The organism is Bartonella sp. B17, from assembly GCF_053795755.1.
Genome location: NZ_CP200032.1, coordinates 115,158 through 131,682, shown reverse-complemented (window position 1 = coordinate 131,682; position 16,525 = coordinate 115,158). Strand labels below are relative to the sequence as shown.

Genomic DNA, 16,525 nt, shown 5'->3' with positions numbered 1-16,525 from the left:
CAATAACAAGAAAGAGATTGCTAGGTTGGTACTTGTATCATACTCATCTAAAGGAAGTAGGGGACCAGATTTCGGCTAAAAAGGGTAGAATAACCAAGTCTTCTTCACGAAGTCCGGTGAGCTTTTAGTGAATGAGAGACAGTGTGTAAGATGTTGTATTATGGTTATTTTGAGGTTGGGTAATCTGTTTGATAATTGCCTTTTGCAATAAGAGGGAGTTATCTGCACGTGAGTGTTATTGCGCAGGCTTCGTATAATTTTGTATTAAGAGAGTTTGATTTGATGATGGGGTGGTGATTTCGGCATAGATTGTGGATCGAATTTTCTTAATAGGCTTTGTTTTTAATAAGTGTGTTATTTTTACTACAGACATCCGTAGTTGTGGCTCTATATGAGGCTGCGTGTTCAAATATCAGCTATGGAGATAAATTATGAATATGAAATGGTTAATAACAGCCTCTGCTTTTGTTTTAGCTTCGGTTTCTGTAGTGCAGGCAGCGGATGTTATGATTCGCCATGAGCCTACAACAATTACACCAGTTATTGTTTCCCCCGCTTTTTCTTGGGCAGGTTTTTATTTTGGTGGTCAGGTTGGCAATCTTTCAAGTAAAATGAAAATGGATTTTTTAGAGCAAGAAAATAAAATTCCTATTAATAAGGATTCTTTACCTAAATTTTCTGGTTTTGTGGGCGGTTTTTATGCAGGTTCCAATGTTGATCTCGGCAATGGTCTTGTTTTGGGTGTTGACACAGATATTGTTTGGGCTGATAAAAGTGACACTAAGACAATCTCAGCACAAAAAATTGATGAAGAAGATCATAAAGATCAACTTATTCAGATATTGGAAGATGCTAAAATTGATATAAAAGATGACATCAAAGTTGGTGATAAACAATTTAATGATTTCACTTTTAAGGCAAAATGGGCTGGTGCTACGCGAGTGCGCATCGGTTTTGCTGCTGATCGTATTTTGCCTTATATTGCTGGTGGTATTGCATACACACAAATTCACGATGTTACATCGATATATGTAAAAGGAAAGGATACAGATCAAGTCATCGCTTCTGGTGACCTGTCTGATGAAACAAAGTGGTTGGTTGGTTATACACTTGGTGGTGGTATTGATTTTTCTGTGACTGATAATGTTATTGTGCGTGCAGAATATCGTTACTCAGATTTTGGTAAAAAGAAACTCGCAAAGAATATATATGAAGCTACTTACAAAACCAATGATTTTCGCGTTGGTGTAGCTTACAAATTTTAATGCATTATAGATCTATAAATTATTAAGGAGCTTTGTCTTTGGCAAAGCTCTTTTTTATGATTTAATTACCATAGAGTAATGTTATTGTGCGTACAAAATATAGTTACTTAAATCTCGGCAACAAGAGACACATAAAAGATAAATTTGAGTTTAAATCAAGTCAATGATTTATACATAAATATAATTAGCATGTTTTAATGTATAGAAAAATTAAATTGATAAGAGGTTACATTTTAAACATAACCTTTTTTTTGTGTATGTATCATTTTTACTACAGATTTTTTTTGCGTAGCCGTATAATACTCGCACATAAATTAATCTAGGAGCAAATTATGAATATAAAATGTTTAATGACAACTTCTGTTATCGCTTTGGTTTCAGCTTCCGCAGTGCAAGCTGCTGATATTATGGTATCTAAAGAAGAACCAGCGGCAGTTGTTACTTTTAGCCCTGCATTTTCTTGGACAGGTTTTTATCTTGGTGGTCAAATTGGCAATCTTTCTAGTGATCTTAAGATAAAGTCATTAAAAGGAAACAAAGATCTTTCTGATGCAAGAACACCTGAATTTTCAGGTTTCATGGCTGGTATTTATGCAGGTTCCAATGTTGATCTTGGAAATGGTTTTGTTTTGGGTGTTGAAACAGATTTAGTTTGGGCTAATCGGGAAGATGCAAAACAAATCTCTGCAGGTGTTGCACTTGATGATACGGCTGCAATCCTTGTGGAGGATTTTGGTAAGGCTACTGATGTTTCCGGTAAAGATGATATATCAACAGTCGTTGTTTCTGGTAGCCACAGAGATGATGATTTTACTTTTAAAGAAAAGTGGTCTGGTGCTACACGGGTACGCCTTGGTTTTGCCGTCGCTGATCGTGTGATGCCTTATGTTGCTGGTGGTATTGCTTATGCAGAGGTGCAAGGTACTGACAAGGTTACAGTAATAGCAGCTGATAAAGGTAAAAAAGTGTCTGGTACAGTGTATGATCAGACAAAGACAATGGTTGGTTATACTCTTGGTGCTGGCGTTGATTTTGCAATGGTTGATAATGTTATTTTGCGCGCAGAATACCGTTACTCGGATTTTGGTAAAATGAAATTTGCAAGCGATGTATATGAAGCTAATTACAGAACCAATGATTTCCGCGTTGGTATAGCTTACAAGTTTTAATTTTAGCGAAGGCTAGATTAAAAATAAAATTTTTTAAGAAGCTCTGTCAAAGACAGAGCTTCTATTTTTTATATTATTTTTTACAGACATCCATAGTTGTGGCTCTATATGAGGCTGCATGTTCAAATATCTAGCTATGGAGATAAATTATGAATATGAAATGGTTAATAACAGCCTCTACTCTTACTATATTTTCAGTTTCTGCGGCACGAGCAGCAGATGTTACCATACACCATCAGCCTGTTTCCGCATATTCAACATATACGGCAGTTACACCAACTACACCAATCATTATCGTCCCCCCCACTTTTTCTTGGACAGGTTTTTACCTTGGTGGTCAGATTGGTGGTATTTTGGGGAAGACGAACATGAATGTCGCTGATAAAGAAAGCGGTACTCTTTTTGGTAAAGATTTTTTTCCTAAATTGTCTGGCTTTGTTGGTGGTGTTTATGCAGGTTCCAATATTGATCTTGGCAATGGTCTTATTTTAGGTGTTGATACAGATATTGCTTGGGTTAATAAAAGTGATATTGAAACGGTGAAAGCAGAAAAAATTGTTGGAGATCAAATGCCTCCTCTTATGGTGGAGAGACTGGACAAAGTTGAAGCCAAGGTAGAGGAAGAGATAATAAAACCTAACAATAAAAAAGTTAACAGTTTTACTTTTAAAGAAAAGTGGGCTGGAGCTACGCGAATACGCATCGGTTTTGCTGCTAATCGTGTTTTGCCATATATTGCTGGTGGTATCGCTTATACGCAGATTCAAGGCATTGAATCGATATCGGTAACAGAAAAGAAAGATATAGATCAAATAGTTGCCTCAGGTCGCCAGTTCAATGAAACAAAGTGGTTGGTTGGTTATACTCTTGGTGGTGGTATTGATTTTTCTGTGATCGATAATGTTATTGTGCGTGCAGAATACCGTTATTCTGATTTTGGTAAAAAGAAATTCGTAGATGGTAAATACAAAGCCACTCACAAAACTAATGGTTTTCATGTTGGAGTAGCATATAAATTCTAATTTGGTAAAAATAAAATTTTCAAGAGGCTTTGTTTTCAGTAGAGCCTTTATTTTTATAACTGTGTTGTTTTTGCTACAGATTTTTTTTTTAGTAGCCGTATAATATTTGTACATAAATTAATTAGGAGCAAAATTTATGAATATAAGATGTTTAATGACAACTTCTATTATCGCTTTAGCTTCGGCTTCTGCAGTGCAGGCTTCTGATATTATGGCGTCTGAAGAAGATCCGGCAGCAATTGTTGCGTTTACTTCTGCGTTCTCTTGGACAGGTTTTTATCTCGGAGGTCAAGTTGGAAATCTCTCTAGTAACCTTACGATAAAGCCATCAGAAGCAGCAGATGTTCTCGATAAAGGTATAACACCTAAGCTTTCAGGTTTCATGGCTGGTATTTATGCTGGTTCGAACGTTGATCTTGGAAATGGTCTTATTTTAGGTGTTGAAACTGATGCGGTTTGGGCAGATCAAAAAGATACAAAACGTATCGCTACAGATATTGAACTTGATGCAGTTGCTGCATCTAGTCTTAGAAGGGATTTTTCAGCTGCGGGCATTAACGGATATAACTTGCGCGGCGCAATTAAAGATCGTAGTGAGAAAGATGATGATTTTACTTTTAAAGAAAAGTGGTCTGGTGCTACACGGATGCGTCTTGGTTTTACAGTCGTTGATCGTATGATGCCTTATGTTTCTGGTGGTATCGCTTATGCAAAGGTGCAAGGTATCAATGAGATTACAGTAACGGAAATGAAAGGACCAAAAGGGATAGCAGTAGCACCTCCTCAAAAAGCTTCTGGTATAGTGTATGATCAGACAAAGACAATGGTTGGTTATACTCTTGGTGCTGGTGTTGATTTCGCGGTGGTTGATAATATTATTTTGCGCGCAGAATACCGTTACTCAGACTTTGGTAAAATGAAATTTGAAAAAGATGCATATGAGGCTGTTTACAAAACAAATGATTTTCGTGTTGGTGTAGCTTACAAATTTTAATTTTAGCAAAGTTCAAATATAGTAAAAATAAAATTATCGAGAGACTCCGTTTTTAACGGAGTCTTTACCTTTAGGGTTGTATCACTTTTACAGCAGTTTTTTATAGTTTATGTAAAAGTGCACGCATAAGTTAAAGGGGAAAATTTATGAATACAAAATATTTAATGATATCTTCTGTTATCGCTTTGATTTCAACTTCTGTAGCGCAAGCTGCTGATGTTACCTTTATTCCTGAGTTCTCTTGGACAGGTTTCTATCTTGGTGGTCAAGTTGGTAAGTTTTCTAGTGATGTTAAGATAAATGATGCGATAACACAAGCTGTTATGGCTGAAAAAGGTACAGCACCTAAACTTTCGAGTTTTATAGGTGGTGTTTATGCAGGTTACAATATGGATCTTGGAGATGATCTCGTTTTTGGGATTGAAACAGATGCAGTCTGGACTAATCGAGAAGATACAAAAAGAATCAGTTCCATAAAACTTAGCGAAAATGGTGCTGATGCTATTAAAGCAGATTTTAAAAAAGCTGGCATTAAATTGTCTCCATCGATCGAAAAACTGTTTGTAGTTGGCAATAATGCAACAGATGATTTTACTTTTAAAGAAAAATGGTCTGGTGCTACACGGTTACGTCTTGGTTTTGAGATTGCTGATCGTGTTATGCTATATATTGGTGGTGGTATTGCTTATGCGCAGGCGCAAGGCGTTAATACAATTTCAGTAAATAAATCAACAGAAAGTGCGCTTCCAGAGAAAGATCCAGAGAAAAATCCAGAGGGAGATGTAGGCGCTCAAACGCTAGGGGAAAATTCAAGTGCTCAAAAGCCAGATGATCTATTACCAATAGTAAATACCAGGAGTAGTGACCCTACAACAATTTCTGGCAAAATATTTGATAGTACTAAGATGATGGTTGGTTATACTCTTGGTGCTGGTGTTGATTTTGCAATGGCTGATAATGTTATCTTACGTGCAGAATATCGTCACTCAGATTTTGGTAAAGCAAAGTTCGCAAAAAATCTTGAAGAAGTTTTTTATAAGACCAATGATTTTCGTATTGGTTTAGCTTACAAATTTTAAGCAAAACTTTTAAGAAAAGTAAAATAGAGCGAAATTAAATTATTAAAAGGCTCCGTCAGAGACGGAGCCTTTATTTTTTTGTGATTGTGTCATTTTTGCTACAGATATTTTAAATAAGATGTCTTATAAAAAACCTCTTTATGGATATTTGGAGACAATTAATGAATACAAAACGTTTAATAACATCATCTATTTTTGCTTTAATTTCAGCTTCTGTAGCGCAAGCCGCTGATGTGGCAGTTTTTCGTCAGCCAACGTCGCCAACTGTTGCTTCGTCACCTATTGTTGCGCCTGATTTTACGTGGACAGGTTTTTATTTTGGTGGCCAAGCGGGCGGTTTTTCAAGTAAAACCGATGTAAACATTTTTGAAGGAGACAAAACTACGTTGCTGAGTAAAGATTTGTCACCTAAACTTTCAGGCTTTGTTGGTGGAGTTTATGCGGGTTCTAATATTGATCTTGGAGATAGCTTCGTTGTTGGTATCGATACAGATTTTATTTGGTCTGGAAAAAAACACACAAAGACAGTTATTATAGGGGCGCCTGATGATGCAATAGAAAGTGCGGTTAGAAGATCGCGCAGATCGGCGTCCGGAGCAGCTGCAACCACTACAACAACGACGAAATCTGCTACAGCTCCTGCAGCTCCTGCAGCACCAGCTCCTGCAGCACAAACTCCTGCAGCTCCTGCAGCAGCAAAACCAGTAGCAGCAGCAAAACCAGTAGCAGCAGCATCAACCCAACTACAAGCAAATCCTGCAGTATCACAAGCTGCTGGCAAGGAGAATGCCGTGGTACCTTATGGGTATCACCACGGTATGGCTAACGGGGTTAAGCATAGTGGTGGTGTTCATCCAGGTAGTGGTGAATCTCATGGATCTAATGCTAATCCGCATAGTGTACAGAATGGATCTGGACATGTGGGTAATCCGCACGGTAGTGTATCTCATGGGACTGGAGGCAGTGCGCAAGGTTCAAGAACTGTAGATGGAAAAAATGCTAGTGCATATGACGTAGAGCAAATTAAGAAAATAGCTTCTGCTTTTGGTTCTGACCAAGAAGGAATTGAATCTATAAGCCATACTTTTAAAGAAAAGTGGTCTGGTGCTACGCGGGTGCGTATCGGTTTTGCTGCTGATCGCATTATGCCTTATGTTGCTGGTGGTGTTGCTTATACACAGCTTCAAGACACTGTATCATTAAAAAAGCGGGATGGAGAAGAGGTTTCTTCTAAAGACTTCGCTGATGAAACAGAGATGATGATTGGTTATACTGTTGGTGGTGGTGTCGAATTTGCAGTGACTGATAATATTTTGTTGCGTGCGGAATATCGCTATTCAGACTTTGGTAAAAAGAAGTTTGCAAAAGAAAAACTTGAAATTAACTATAAAACCAATGGTTTTCATGTTGGTGTAGCTTACAAGTTTTAATTTTTAGCAAACCTGAATTATTAATGGACTCCGTCTTTGACGGGGTCTTTTCTTTCCGAGAAGATCAATTTGGTATTTCCTTTCTTAATAGTTTCATGATAAAGCCCATGGAACATAATAATATATTTTCTTGATCGCTGTTTAATCCGAAGATTGGTTAGATTTTTCCCATAGATAAAAACTAAAGTTGCAGGGTTCGGGGAAGTTATACGAAAAATGAAATCGTAAAAGTGAATGGGAATATTTCACAATGACTGTGAAAAATGAAACAATAGATTATTCAAAAACTCTTTATTTACCGCAAACAAATTTTCCTATGCGTGCAGGTTTGCCACAAAAAGAACTTGAATTGTTGTCGAGATGGGAAGATATGGGACTTTATGCTAAATTGCGTCAGCAAGCAAAAAACCGTCCACTTTACATTCTTCACGATGGTCCGCCTTATGCAAATGGTAATATTCATGTCGGGCATGCTTTAAACAAAGTTTTAAAGGATGTGATTGTTCGTTCGTTTCAAATGCGTGGTTTTAATGCAAACTATGTTCCTGGTTGGGACTGTCATGGACTTCCAATTGAGTGGAAAATTGAAGAAAAATATCGTGCACAAGGAAAGAATAAGGATGATGTTCCCCTTAACGAATTTCGTCAAGAGTGTCGTGATTTTGCGCAACATTGGATAACTGTTCAAAGTGAAGAGTTTAAACGCTTAGGCGTTGTCGGAGATTTTAACAATCCTTATACTACAATGGCTTTTCATGCAGAAGCACGCATTGCTCGTGAATTGATAAAATTTGCTATGTCAGATCAAATGTATCGTGGTTCAAAACCTGTGATGTGGTCTGTAGTTGAGCGTACAGCTTTGGCTGAAGCAGAGATTGAATATCATGATCATGAATCAGAAGTAATATGGGTTAAGTTTCCTGTTTTTGAAGCAAGTTCTCGTGATTTAGATGATGCTCATGTGGTAATTTGGACAACGACTCCATGGACAATTCCTAGTAATCGTGCAGTTAGTTATTCTTCGCAGATTTCATACGGTGTTTACGAAGTTGAAAGTGTGGAAAATGATTTTGGTCCTCAAGTTGGAGAAAAGTTTCTTTTTGCTGATGCTTTAGCTATAAGCTGTGCGGAAAAAGCAAAACTTGTTTTAAAACGCTTGCGTGCCGTTTCTGCTGATGAGTTAAAAACTCTTATTCTTTCCCATCCATTAAAAGGTTTGGCTGGAGGTTATAATTATAAGGTTGCAATGCTTGATGGTTCGCACGTAACAGAGAGTGCTGGTACAGGTTTTGTTCATACTGCACCTAGCCATGGACGTGAAGATTTTGAAATTTGGATTGCTTATAAATCTATATTAGAGCAGGCAGGTATTGATTCTTCTATACCGTTTCCCGTTGATGATGCTGGTTTTTATACGAAAGATGTTCCTGGGTTTGGTCCTGACCGTGAAGGGGGAGCAGCGCGTGTTATTGATGATAATGGGAAAATGGGCGATGCCAATAAAGAAGTTATTAATACTTTAATTAAATTGGATCGATTATTTGCACGTGGCCGTTTAAAACATTCTTATCCTCACAGTTGGCGATCAAAAAAACCAGTTATTTTCCGCAATACGCCACAATGGTTTATTTCAATGGATAAAGATCTTGGAGATGGCTCGACTTTACGCAGTCGGGCTTTGGATGCTGTTTCGGCGACGCGCTTTGTGCCTTCTTCTGGTCAAAACCGTTTGGCTTCTATGATAGCAGATCGTCCTGATTGGGTTCTTTCTCGCCAACGTGCTTGGGGTGTTCCAATTTGTATTTTTGCAAATGAAGACGGTGTCATTTTAAAAGATGAGCATGTAAATGAGCGTATTTTACAAGCCTTTGAAGCAGAGGGTGCAGATGCATGGTTTGCTGAAGGAGCGCGTGAGCGCTTTTTAGGAAAACGTGCACATGAACCTTGGGTGCAGGTTTATGATATTCTTGATGTTTGGTTTGATTCTGGTGCAAGTCATAGTTTTGTATTAGAAGATCGGGATGACTTGCAATGGCCTGCTGATGTTTATTTTGAAGGATCTGATCAACATCGTGGATGGTTTCAGTCTTCCCTTTTAGAAAGTTGTGGTACGCGCGCTCATTCACCTTATAAGACGGTGGTTACACACGGTTTTACCTTAGATGAGAATGGCAAGAAAATGTCTAAATCTTTAGGAAACACAGTTGTTCCGCAAGAGGTTATTAAGGTATTTGGTGCGGATATTTTTCGTCTTTGGGTTATGACGACTGATTATTGGGAAGATCAGCGTTTAGGTAAAAAGATTCTTCAAACAAATGTAGATTCGTATCGTAAATTGCGTAATGCGATTCGCTGGATGCTGGGAACTTTAGCGCATGATGAAGGAGAAGAGATATCTTATTGCGCATTGCCAGATCTTGAAAAGTTTATATTGCATCGGCTTTTTGAACTAGATAAGTTGATTAATCGAGCCTATGATGATTTTGATTTTAAAAAGATTATGCGTGCGTTACTCGATTTTTCAATTACTGAGTTATCGGCATTTTATTTTGATATCCGTAAAGATTCTCTCTATTGTGATGCACCTTCATCAAAAAAACGTAAAGCTGCTTTGCAAATTATTCGTGAAATTTTTGAGCGAATGGTGACATGGCTTGCTCCAATGTTGCCTTTTACAATGGAAGAGGCTTGGTTAGAGCGTTATCCAGAAAGTCATTCAGTGCATTTGGAGCAGTTTCGTCCTATGAGAGAAGAATGGCAGAACGAATCTTTGGCTGAACGTTGGAAAAAAATTCGGCAGGTTCGTAAAGTTGTGACAGGTGCTTTAGAGCTTGAGCGAGCAAACAAGCATATTGGATCGTCTTTGGAAGCTGAGCCTACTGTTTTTATTTCTAATCCAGATTTATTGGAGGCATTAGGAAATTTGGATATGGCGGAAATTTGTATCACTAGTGCTTTAACAATTATTCAGGATGTAGTGCCTTTGGATGCTTTTGCTCTAAGCGATGTTGAGGGTGTTGGTGTGTATTCTGGTAAAGCTTCAGGTACAAAGTGTGCCCGATCATGGCGTTATACACAAGATGTTGGTAGCGATCTAGATTATCCTGATGTATCTGCTCGTGATGCGGCTGCATTACGAGAATTACACATTCTCGGTAAAATTTAAAAATCTTAAATTATTGGGGGAAAATGCAGAATTGTAAAGTATATTTGCTATTATTTGAATTCTGTCATTGATAAATATAGCTTTTTGTAGTACCGGTAAGCCCCCATTGCTTTGTCTCTGGGAGGGGTAATTTTATGTGTGGGGCTGGTTTTCAATAAATTGCGGGAATATCAATCAGCCATATATTTTAGAAAATGGATTAGCAGTGGAAAAGCGCGAATTAAGAATATTTTCAATAAGTATTTTGAGTGTATGTTTTGTTTTAACAGGATGTAGTTTGTCTGCACCTACTTATGGTACAGGGCGGATTGTGTCTGTGCGGTTTTTAGGAGATATTGCCGAGTCTATTTCGCTAAAGCCTAAAAAAAGCCGCTCTCAATTGATGACAGCGCCTCGTCCACAACTTGTGTTTCCTAAAGTAAGTTCGCACATAACTTTACCACTGCCTCAAAAAGGAAAAGATATAATACAGTCTGGTTTTTCTACTGGAACAGCATCAAGGCAGTATTATAGCGATAGCAGGGGTTCTGTTATCTCAAAGAAAGTATCATCGGTTAATTAGCCTGTTAGTTTTTATTTAAGAGATTCTTTACAATTAAATGCGAAGCAATGATAAGAGCATTTATGTGGTCAGAGAGAATAAACGCAAGCGTAGAGTATTTACTTTATATCTTATTTAGCTGCTTTTAAGTTATTATAAACTGATAAAGATTAGCGCTTATAGGGTGAAAGGGCAAAAATGAGGTGTTAAAAAAGAGCATAAAAGAAGAAATATTGCGAAAAGCCTCTGATAAAAAGGATTAGTTGTCTTTTTAAAAAGTATAATATTATTAAAAGGTAGGTGTGTTCTTGGTAAAAAGAGGGGTTGTTTTTAACGTCGTTTTTGTGCAAAAAACTTTTTAAGTAGTTGAGCAGCTTCTTTCTCCTTAAAACCAGAATAAATTTCAGGTTTGTGATGACAGGTTGAATGCTGATAAAGGCGTGGGCCATGCTCGATGGCACCACCTTTTGGGTCGCTTGTCGCATAATAGAGACGTCGTATACGTGCAAATGAAATGGCTGCAGCACACATAGCGCAAGGTTCGAGCGTTACATAAAGATCGCAATCAGGAAGCCTTTCGCTCTGGAGTGTTTGGCAAGCTATACGGATCGCACGTATTTCTGCATGTCCTGTAGGATCATATGCGGCTTTTATATAGTTACCAGTACGTGCGATAATTTTTTTTTCACGTATGATAACGGCTCCTACGGGGACTTCATCCTTTTTGCTTGTCCATTGTGCTTCTAACAGAGCTATTTCCATGGGGGTCAAAGTTATAGTGTCCTTTTTATTAAAGCATAGAGAGTCAAAAGGCTTCTCTTTCTAGAGGCATGTCGTGAAGTGAATAAAACTTATTACCCTTTTACAATGAAGAGACATCATTGCTTTTTAAAAATGTTAAAATCAATTTGCAAGTAAACAAGTATATTATTACTGCTAAAGGATAGAAAATGATAAATGATTATGTTAATTCCCTTTCTAGAATAACGGTATGGTACATGTGAATAATTTGCTGAACATATTGTAAGAAATTGGTGTGAAAAGCAAATGAATGAAAACAGTGAAAGTGAGCGGATTGCTAAAAGATTAGCGCGTGCTGGTGTTGCATCACGTCGTGACGCAGAAATGATGATTGTTGCTGGTCGTATTGTTGTTAACGGTGTTGTTGTGACAACACCTGCTTTTAACGTTACTCGCTCTGATATTATTAAAGTTGATGGCAAGCCCTTGTCTCCAATAGAGCGAACACGGTTGTGGCTTTATCACAAGCCAGCGGGGCTTGTCACCACTAACCGTGATCCTGAAGGTAGACCGACAGTATTTAGCAATTTGCCAAAAGGAATGCCTCGTGTTCTTTCTGTTGGAAGGCTTGACATTAATACGGAAGGGCTTTTGCTGCTAACCAATGATGGCGGTTTAGCACGTGTATTAGAGCTTCCTCTAACGGGGTGGGTACGTAAATATCGGGTTCGTGCTCATGGAAAAGTAAAGCAGAGTGCGCTTGATAATCTTAAAAATGGCATGGCGATTAAAGGTATTTTTTATGGTTCGATTGAAGCGTCAATTGAACGTGAACAAGGGACAAATATATGGCTTTCTGTAGCTTTACGTGAAGGAAAAAATCGTGAAATAAAGAATGTTCTTGGCGCATTAGGATTATCGGTTAATCGTTTAATTCGTGTATCTTATGGTCCGTTTCAGCTCTCTGACTTAGAAGAAGGAGCGGTTCGTGAGTTAAAAGGTCGAGCACTGCGTGATCAATTGGGTGAACGTTTAATCATGCAAGCTAATGCAGATTTTGATGCCCCTATTCTTAAGCCATTTTCAAATTCTACGGTTGTCGCAGAAAAACGAAGTAATAAAGATCGTACCGTTGCTAATGATGGCTGGATTTTTTCAAGTGGGAAAAGCACACAGCGTAAGTCGCGTAAGGGGTATATTGAGCACGGTCAAGCACGATTGAGCACAAAGCTTGATAAAAAACTTGTGAGTAAGAATAAGGATGAAGATGAAAAAAGAGAGCGCTTTTTGCCTCGCTCTCGTCGTTCTAATGTTTGGATGGCTCCTGGTGCGCGTCCACAGGGTGCGCGCAAAAAGTCTTCCTACAGCGAGAGTAATCTGCATGATTGTAAGAACACTTCATTTGATAAGAAGTCTTTTCATAAAGGCAAATCATCAGAAATCCAGTTACAGAAAAATAAGAGCGTTAATTTTGATCAAAAACGTAGTAAGACATCTTATGATGATGCGCATATTGCTGGCAAAAAGGATCGTCTTTTTGGAAAAGCGAGAAAAATTATTAAAGATAGTCATAATGAGCGTTTGTTTGAACAAAAGCGAAGAATAAAATCATCTGATAGCACCATAAAAAAATCTAAATTTTATAAAGGTTATGCAAAAACATCGAAGCTGCTTGGAGGATCGCGTGCGGATTATCGGCGGTAAATTTGCGGGGCGTGTTTTATTTTCTCCTGTTGGTCAGTCAATTCGTCCAACCAGTGATCGTACGCGCGAAAACCTTTTTAATATTTTTGCTAGTCGAGAAGAGCGATTTTGGGATAATAAACGTATTCTTGATCTTTTTGCTGGTACTGGTGCTTTAGGTATTGAAGCGCTTTCGCGTGGTGCAAAATCTGCTGTTTTTGTTGAAAATTCTGTTGAAGGACGTGGACTGATTCAAAAAAATATTGAAGCCTTTGAATTGCAGTTGGCTGGACGAATTTTGCGTCGGGATGCGACAAAACTTGGAAATATTGGGACAATGCTCCCATTTGATGTTATCTGTGCTGATCCTCCCTATGGCCATTGTTTAGGTGAGCGTGCTTTTATAGCAGCCTTGAAAGGAGGATGGGCAAAAGCTGATACACTTTTTATACTTGAAGAAAAGAAAGATGCAGTTATTCATTTACCTGATCCATTTTATATAGACGATGAGCGATTTTATGGTGACACAGTAATACGTTTTTATAAATTGCGATTATGGGTTTGATCTTGAAAAAGATATCATTTTTACTTGATAAAGTAATTACTCTGTGAAACTTCTTTCATTGCATTTCTTTTATGGATGATAGGTTGCTTCGTTAATGCGACAGCCGTCTCTATTCCAGTTAAAGGTTTTGATAATTGTTGATTGATTATGCAAAAATGTGCGGAAATAAAATCAATAATAGTATTTTGAATTAGATCATGTCAATTGTAAAAATATATATTCTTTGTTGCTAGTTTACAAAAGAACTAATAGATGCAAAGAAAGAGCTATAGTGAGGGGGTATTATCTTACATTTGTGTAGAGATTAAGGATACTATAGGAAAGGTAACACGAAAATTGATTGAGCACTGAGTGATCGAGAAATATGAAGGTCAGGTTATCTTTTGGTTATCGGAATATTTGAAAATTTAAAATGAAAGTTGAACGTTTTTAAAATGAAAGTTGAACGTTATTGCAAGCTTTTCTATTTATTCAATTGTTAAATGTGGATTTTGTTTGTGGAATTGCTGAAGTGGATTGGAGAGACTAAATTATAAAGAACTATAGCATATTACATCTTTTCAGAAAGATGCGAAGAGAGAAATTTTTCGTTTTTTTTAAAGAAAAAGGGCGCATTGATGGTGCGTGATTTTTATAGATGAGTATATAAGAGTTATATTTTTATATAAATTTTCTAAATTGCTTACTAATATAAATAATCAATATTTGAGGGAGTCTATAATGGCCGACGACAAAAACCAGATTGATAAATCTGCTTCGTTAGTTGAAGCGGCGAAGCGTTCTGGAGCAGATGCTGCTGATGCTGTTATTGTGCGTTCACGTTCTCTCCATGTATCAGTTCGTTTTGGAAAAATCGAATCTACAGAAGCTTCTGAGAGTGATGATTTTACATTAAGGGTTTTTGTTGGCAAAAAAGTAGCAAGTGTTTCTGCTAATTTAGCGGCTTGTTCACAAGAGTTAGCGGAACGTGCTGTTGCGATGGCTAAAGTTTCTCCCGATAGTTTATTTGAAGGTCTGGCGGATAAAGAGTGTTTGGTTACTGATCCTAAAGATCTTGATCTTTTTGATAATTTTATTCCAGATAGTCATTTTTTAACAGAAGATGCTTTGAAAATGGAAGAAGCAGCTCTTAATGTTAAAGGGGTAAGCAATTCTGGTGGTGCTGCGACAGCTTACGGCCGTAGTGGGTTTGTTCTTGTAACTAGTGATGGTTTTTGTGGAGCCTATCGCTCCAGTTATTTTTCACGCTCTTGTAGTGCACTTGCTGGTGAAGGAACAATGATGGAGCGGGATTATGATTATACAACTGCTTTACATTTTTCTGATTTGGAAGCAGCAGAAACTGTGGGCAGAAATGCAGGGGTAGGTGCGGTTCGACGTTTAGGGGCAGTGCGTGCAGATACCGGGGTTGTTAATGTTGTTTTTGATCCGCGTACGGCTCGTGGGATTGCAGGGCATATCGCATCTATGGTAAATGGAGCATCAGTCACGCGAAAAACGAGTCTTTTACAAGATTTTTTTGGCAAAGCAGTGATGAAATCTGATGTTAATGTGACAGATCAGCCTTTGCTCTTGCGTGGAAATTCTTCTCGTCCCTTTGATGGAGAGGGAGTCGAGGGGCAAGCATTGAATATTATTGAAAATGGTGTTTTAAAAAACTGGCTTCTTTCATCATCTTCAGCGCGTGAATTGGGTCTTAAAACCAATGGTCATGGTGTACGTTCGGCGTCATTAGTTCAACCAGCGAGTACTAATTTTGCTATTGAACCAAGTTTAATATCGCCCCAAGATTTGATAAAAAATGTGTGGAATGGTTTTTATGTTACAGAATTATTTGGGCATGGTATTGATTTTGTTACGGGGCAATATAGTCGAGGTGCATCTGGTTTTTGGATTGAAAACGGTGAAATTGCTTATCCAGTGAGTGAAGTCACACTAGGTTCTGATTTACTCCATATGCTAGCGCATTTAACACCTGCAAGTGATATTGATCGGCGTTATGGTACTGCTGCTCCGACATTATTAATTGAAGGGATGACTCTTGCAGGAAAATAACACGCATCATTCTTCTGATCTAAACCTTTTGCTCGATGTTTGTAGAGAGGCGGGGGGAATAGCGATGAAGTATTTTGGATGTGCGTTAGATGTTTGGATAAAAGATGGCAACTCACCAGTCAGTGAAGCAGATTTTGCAGTTGATTGCTTTTTGAAGAAAAAACTTCTTGAAGCGCGTCCGAATTATGGATGGATTTCAGAAGAAACGCAAGATAATCGTAAACAACAAGTCTATGAACGCTATTTTGTTGTTGATCCTATTGATGGAACGCGTGGTTTTCTTTCTGGTAGTTCCTATTGGTGTATTTCGATCGCTATTATTGAGAATGGACGCCCTATCGCAGGTGTTTTGCAGTGTCCAGCTCAAGGAGAGGTTTATGCCGCTGTTGCTGGTAAAGGAGCGACATTAAATGGTGTAAAACTCCCTCTTTTGGCATCTCAGAGTAATCACAAATATAAAATTTCGCTTGATAGATCGGTTGCTCAAAGATTGCCATATGATTTTTGCAATCAGGTTAGTTTTTACCACCATATTCCCTCCCTTGCTTATCGTCTTGTTCTTGTTGCTCAAGGAGAGATAGATATTGTGTTGGTTCGTCCGAATTGTCATGAGTGGGATATTGCTGCTGCTGATCTCATTTTACAGGAATGTGGGGGGTGTTTTTTATCACTTGATACCCCTTCTATATTTTACGGAATTAAACCTTATCAATATGGTTTTTTAATTGCTGGAAAAAATAATTGCTGTCAAAATATGATAGATATTGTTCGTCAAGCAAAGTTAGTTTAATCACATAGAAACACGCTAAAGTTCT

At 37.9% G+C, this 16,525-nt stretch carries 13 protein-coding genes; 12 read left to right on the top strand and 1 reads right to left on the bottom strand.

Translation table 11 applies throughout. The features are described 5' to 3' along the window. Positions 1-431 precede the first annotated feature (431 nt). The 8 genes from V4B18_RS00685 (at position 432) to V4B18_RS00650 (ending at position 10,687) form a co-directional block, all read left to right on the top strand. Positions 432-1,265, top strand: a complete 834-nt coding sequence (locus tag V4B18_RS00685; RefSeq protein WP_455475944.1) for an outer membrane protein — start codon at positions 432-434, stop codon at positions 1,263-1,265. Between the two features lie 332 nt (positions 1,266-1,597). Continuing rightward, positions 1,598-2,434, top strand: a complete 837-nt coding sequence (locus V4B18_RS00680) for an outer membrane protein (protein ID WP_455475943.1) — start codon at positions 1,598-1,600, stop codon at positions 2,432-2,434. A gap of 149 nt (positions 2,435-2,583) precedes the next feature. Beyond that, a complete protein-coding gene (locus V4B18_RS00675) occupies positions 2,584-3,456 on the top strand; it encodes an outer membrane protein (RefSeq protein WP_455475942.1) in 873 nt (290 codons plus the stop codon). A gap of 136 nt (positions 3,457-3,592) precedes the next feature. After that, positions 3,593-4,450, top strand: a complete 858-nt coding sequence (locus V4B18_RS00670; protein WP_455475941.1) for an outer membrane protein — start codon at positions 3,593-3,595, stop codon at positions 4,448-4,450. 146 nt (positions 4,451-4,596) lie between these two features. Continuing rightward, positions 4,597-5,529 carry an outer membrane protein gene (locus tag V4B18_RS00665; RefSeq protein ID WP_455475940.1) on the top strand — a complete coding sequence of 311 codons (933 nt, stop codon included), beginning with the start codon at positions 4,597-4,599 and terminating at the stop codon, positions 5,527-5,529. A 161-nt stretch (positions 5,530-5,690) separates the two neighbouring features. Continuing rightward, the gene (locus tag V4B18_RS00660) at positions 5,691-6,959 is read left to right on the top strand and encodes an outer membrane protein (protein WP_455475939.1); all 1,269 of its coding nucleotides are present in this window, start codon (positions 5,691-5,693) and stop codon (positions 6,957-6,959) included. Between the two features lie 250 nt (positions 6,960-7,209). After that, positions 7,210-10,125, top strand: coding sequence for an isoleucine--tRNA ligase (gene ileS, locus V4B18_RS00655; RefSeq protein WP_455475938.1), 2,916 nt, complete (start codon positions 7,210-7,212; stop codon positions 10,123-10,125). 136 nt (positions 10,126-10,261) lie between these two features. Beyond that, complete coding sequence (locus V4B18_RS00650; protein WP_455475937.1) at positions 10,262-10,687, top strand: hypothetical protein; 426 nt, start codon at positions 10,262-10,264, stop codon at positions 10,685-10,687. A gap of 309 nt (positions 10,688-10,996) precedes the next feature. Here V4B18_RS00650 and V4B18_RS00645 read toward each other — a convergent pair whose 3' ends face one another. Beyond that, a complete protein-coding gene (locus V4B18_RS00645) occupies positions 10,997-11,443 on the bottom strand; it encodes a nucleoside deaminase (protein ID WP_455476575.1) in 447 nt (148 codons plus the stop codon). A 270-nt stretch (positions 11,444-11,713) separates the two neighbouring features. Here V4B18_RS00645 and V4B18_RS00640 point away from each other — a divergent pair, with 270 nt between their 5' ends. From V4B18_RS00640 to V4B18_RS00625, 4 genes are all read left to right on the top strand, one after another. After that, positions 11,714-13,111 (top strand): pseudouridine synthase, encoded by a 1,398-nt coding sequence (locus tag V4B18_RS00640; RefSeq protein ID WP_455475936.1) that lies wholly within the window; start codon positions 11,714-11,716, stop codon positions 13,109-13,111. Next, positions 13,092-13,655 (top strand): 16S rRNA (guanine(966)-N(2))-methyltransferase RsmD, encoded by a 564-nt coding sequence (gene rsmD, locus V4B18_RS00635; RefSeq protein WP_455475935.1) that lies wholly within the window; start codon positions 13,092-13,094, stop codon positions 13,653-13,655. Before V4B18_RS00640 ends, rsmD begins: the two co-directional genes overlap by 20 nt. Before the next feature lie 720 nt (positions 13,656-14,375). Further along, on the top strand, positions 14,376-15,710 hold the full coding sequence (locus tag V4B18_RS00630) for a TldD/PmbA family protein (protein WP_455475934.1): 1,335 nt from the start codon (positions 14,376-14,378) through the stop codon (positions 15,708-15,710). Further along, the gene (locus V4B18_RS00625) at positions 15,697-16,500 is read left to right on the top strand and encodes a 3'(2'),5'-bisphosphate nucleotidase CysQ (protein ID WP_455475933.1); all 804 of its coding nucleotides are present in this window, start codon (positions 15,697-15,699) and stop codon (positions 16,498-16,500) included. The genes V4B18_RS00630 and V4B18_RS00625 overlap by 14 nt, the downstream gene beginning before the upstream one ends. Positions 16,501-16,525: the final 25 nt, after the last annotated feature.

Bases quoted from the DNA above. Each gene is read 5' to 3' on its own strand.
- V4B18_RS00685 (WP_455475944.1), top strand. From the start codon at position 432: ATGAATATGAAATGGTTAATAACAGCCTCTGCTTTTGTTTTAGCTTCG.
- V4B18_RS00680 (WP_455475943.1), top strand. From the start codon at position 1,598: ATGAATATAAAATGTTTAATGACAACTTCTGTTATCGCTTTGGTTTCA.
- V4B18_RS00675 (WP_455475942.1), top strand. From the start codon at position 2,584: ATGAATATGAAATGGTTAATAACAGCCTCTACTCTTACTATATTTTCA.
- V4B18_RS00670 (WP_455475941.1), top strand. From the start codon at position 3,593: ATGAATATAAGATGTTTAATGACAACTTCTATTATCGCTTTAGCTTCG.
- V4B18_RS00665 (WP_455475940.1), top strand. From the start codon at position 4,597: ATGAATACAAAATATTTAATGATATCTTCTGTTATCGCTTTGATTTCA.
- V4B18_RS00660 (WP_455475939.1), top strand. From the start codon at position 5,691: ATGAATACAAAACGTTTAATAACATCATCTATTTTTGCTTTAATTTCA.
- ileS (WP_455475938.1), top strand. From the start codon at position 7,210: ATGACTGTGAAAAATGAAACAATAGATTATTCAAAAACTCTTTATTTA.
- V4B18_RS00640 (WP_455475936.1), top strand. From the start codon at position 11,714: ATGAATGAAAACAGTGAAAGTGAGCGGATTGCTAAAAGATTAGCGCGT.
- V4B18_RS00630 (WP_455475934.1), top strand. From the start codon at position 14,376: ATGGCCGACGACAAAAACCAGATTGATAAATCTGCTTCGTTAGTTGAA.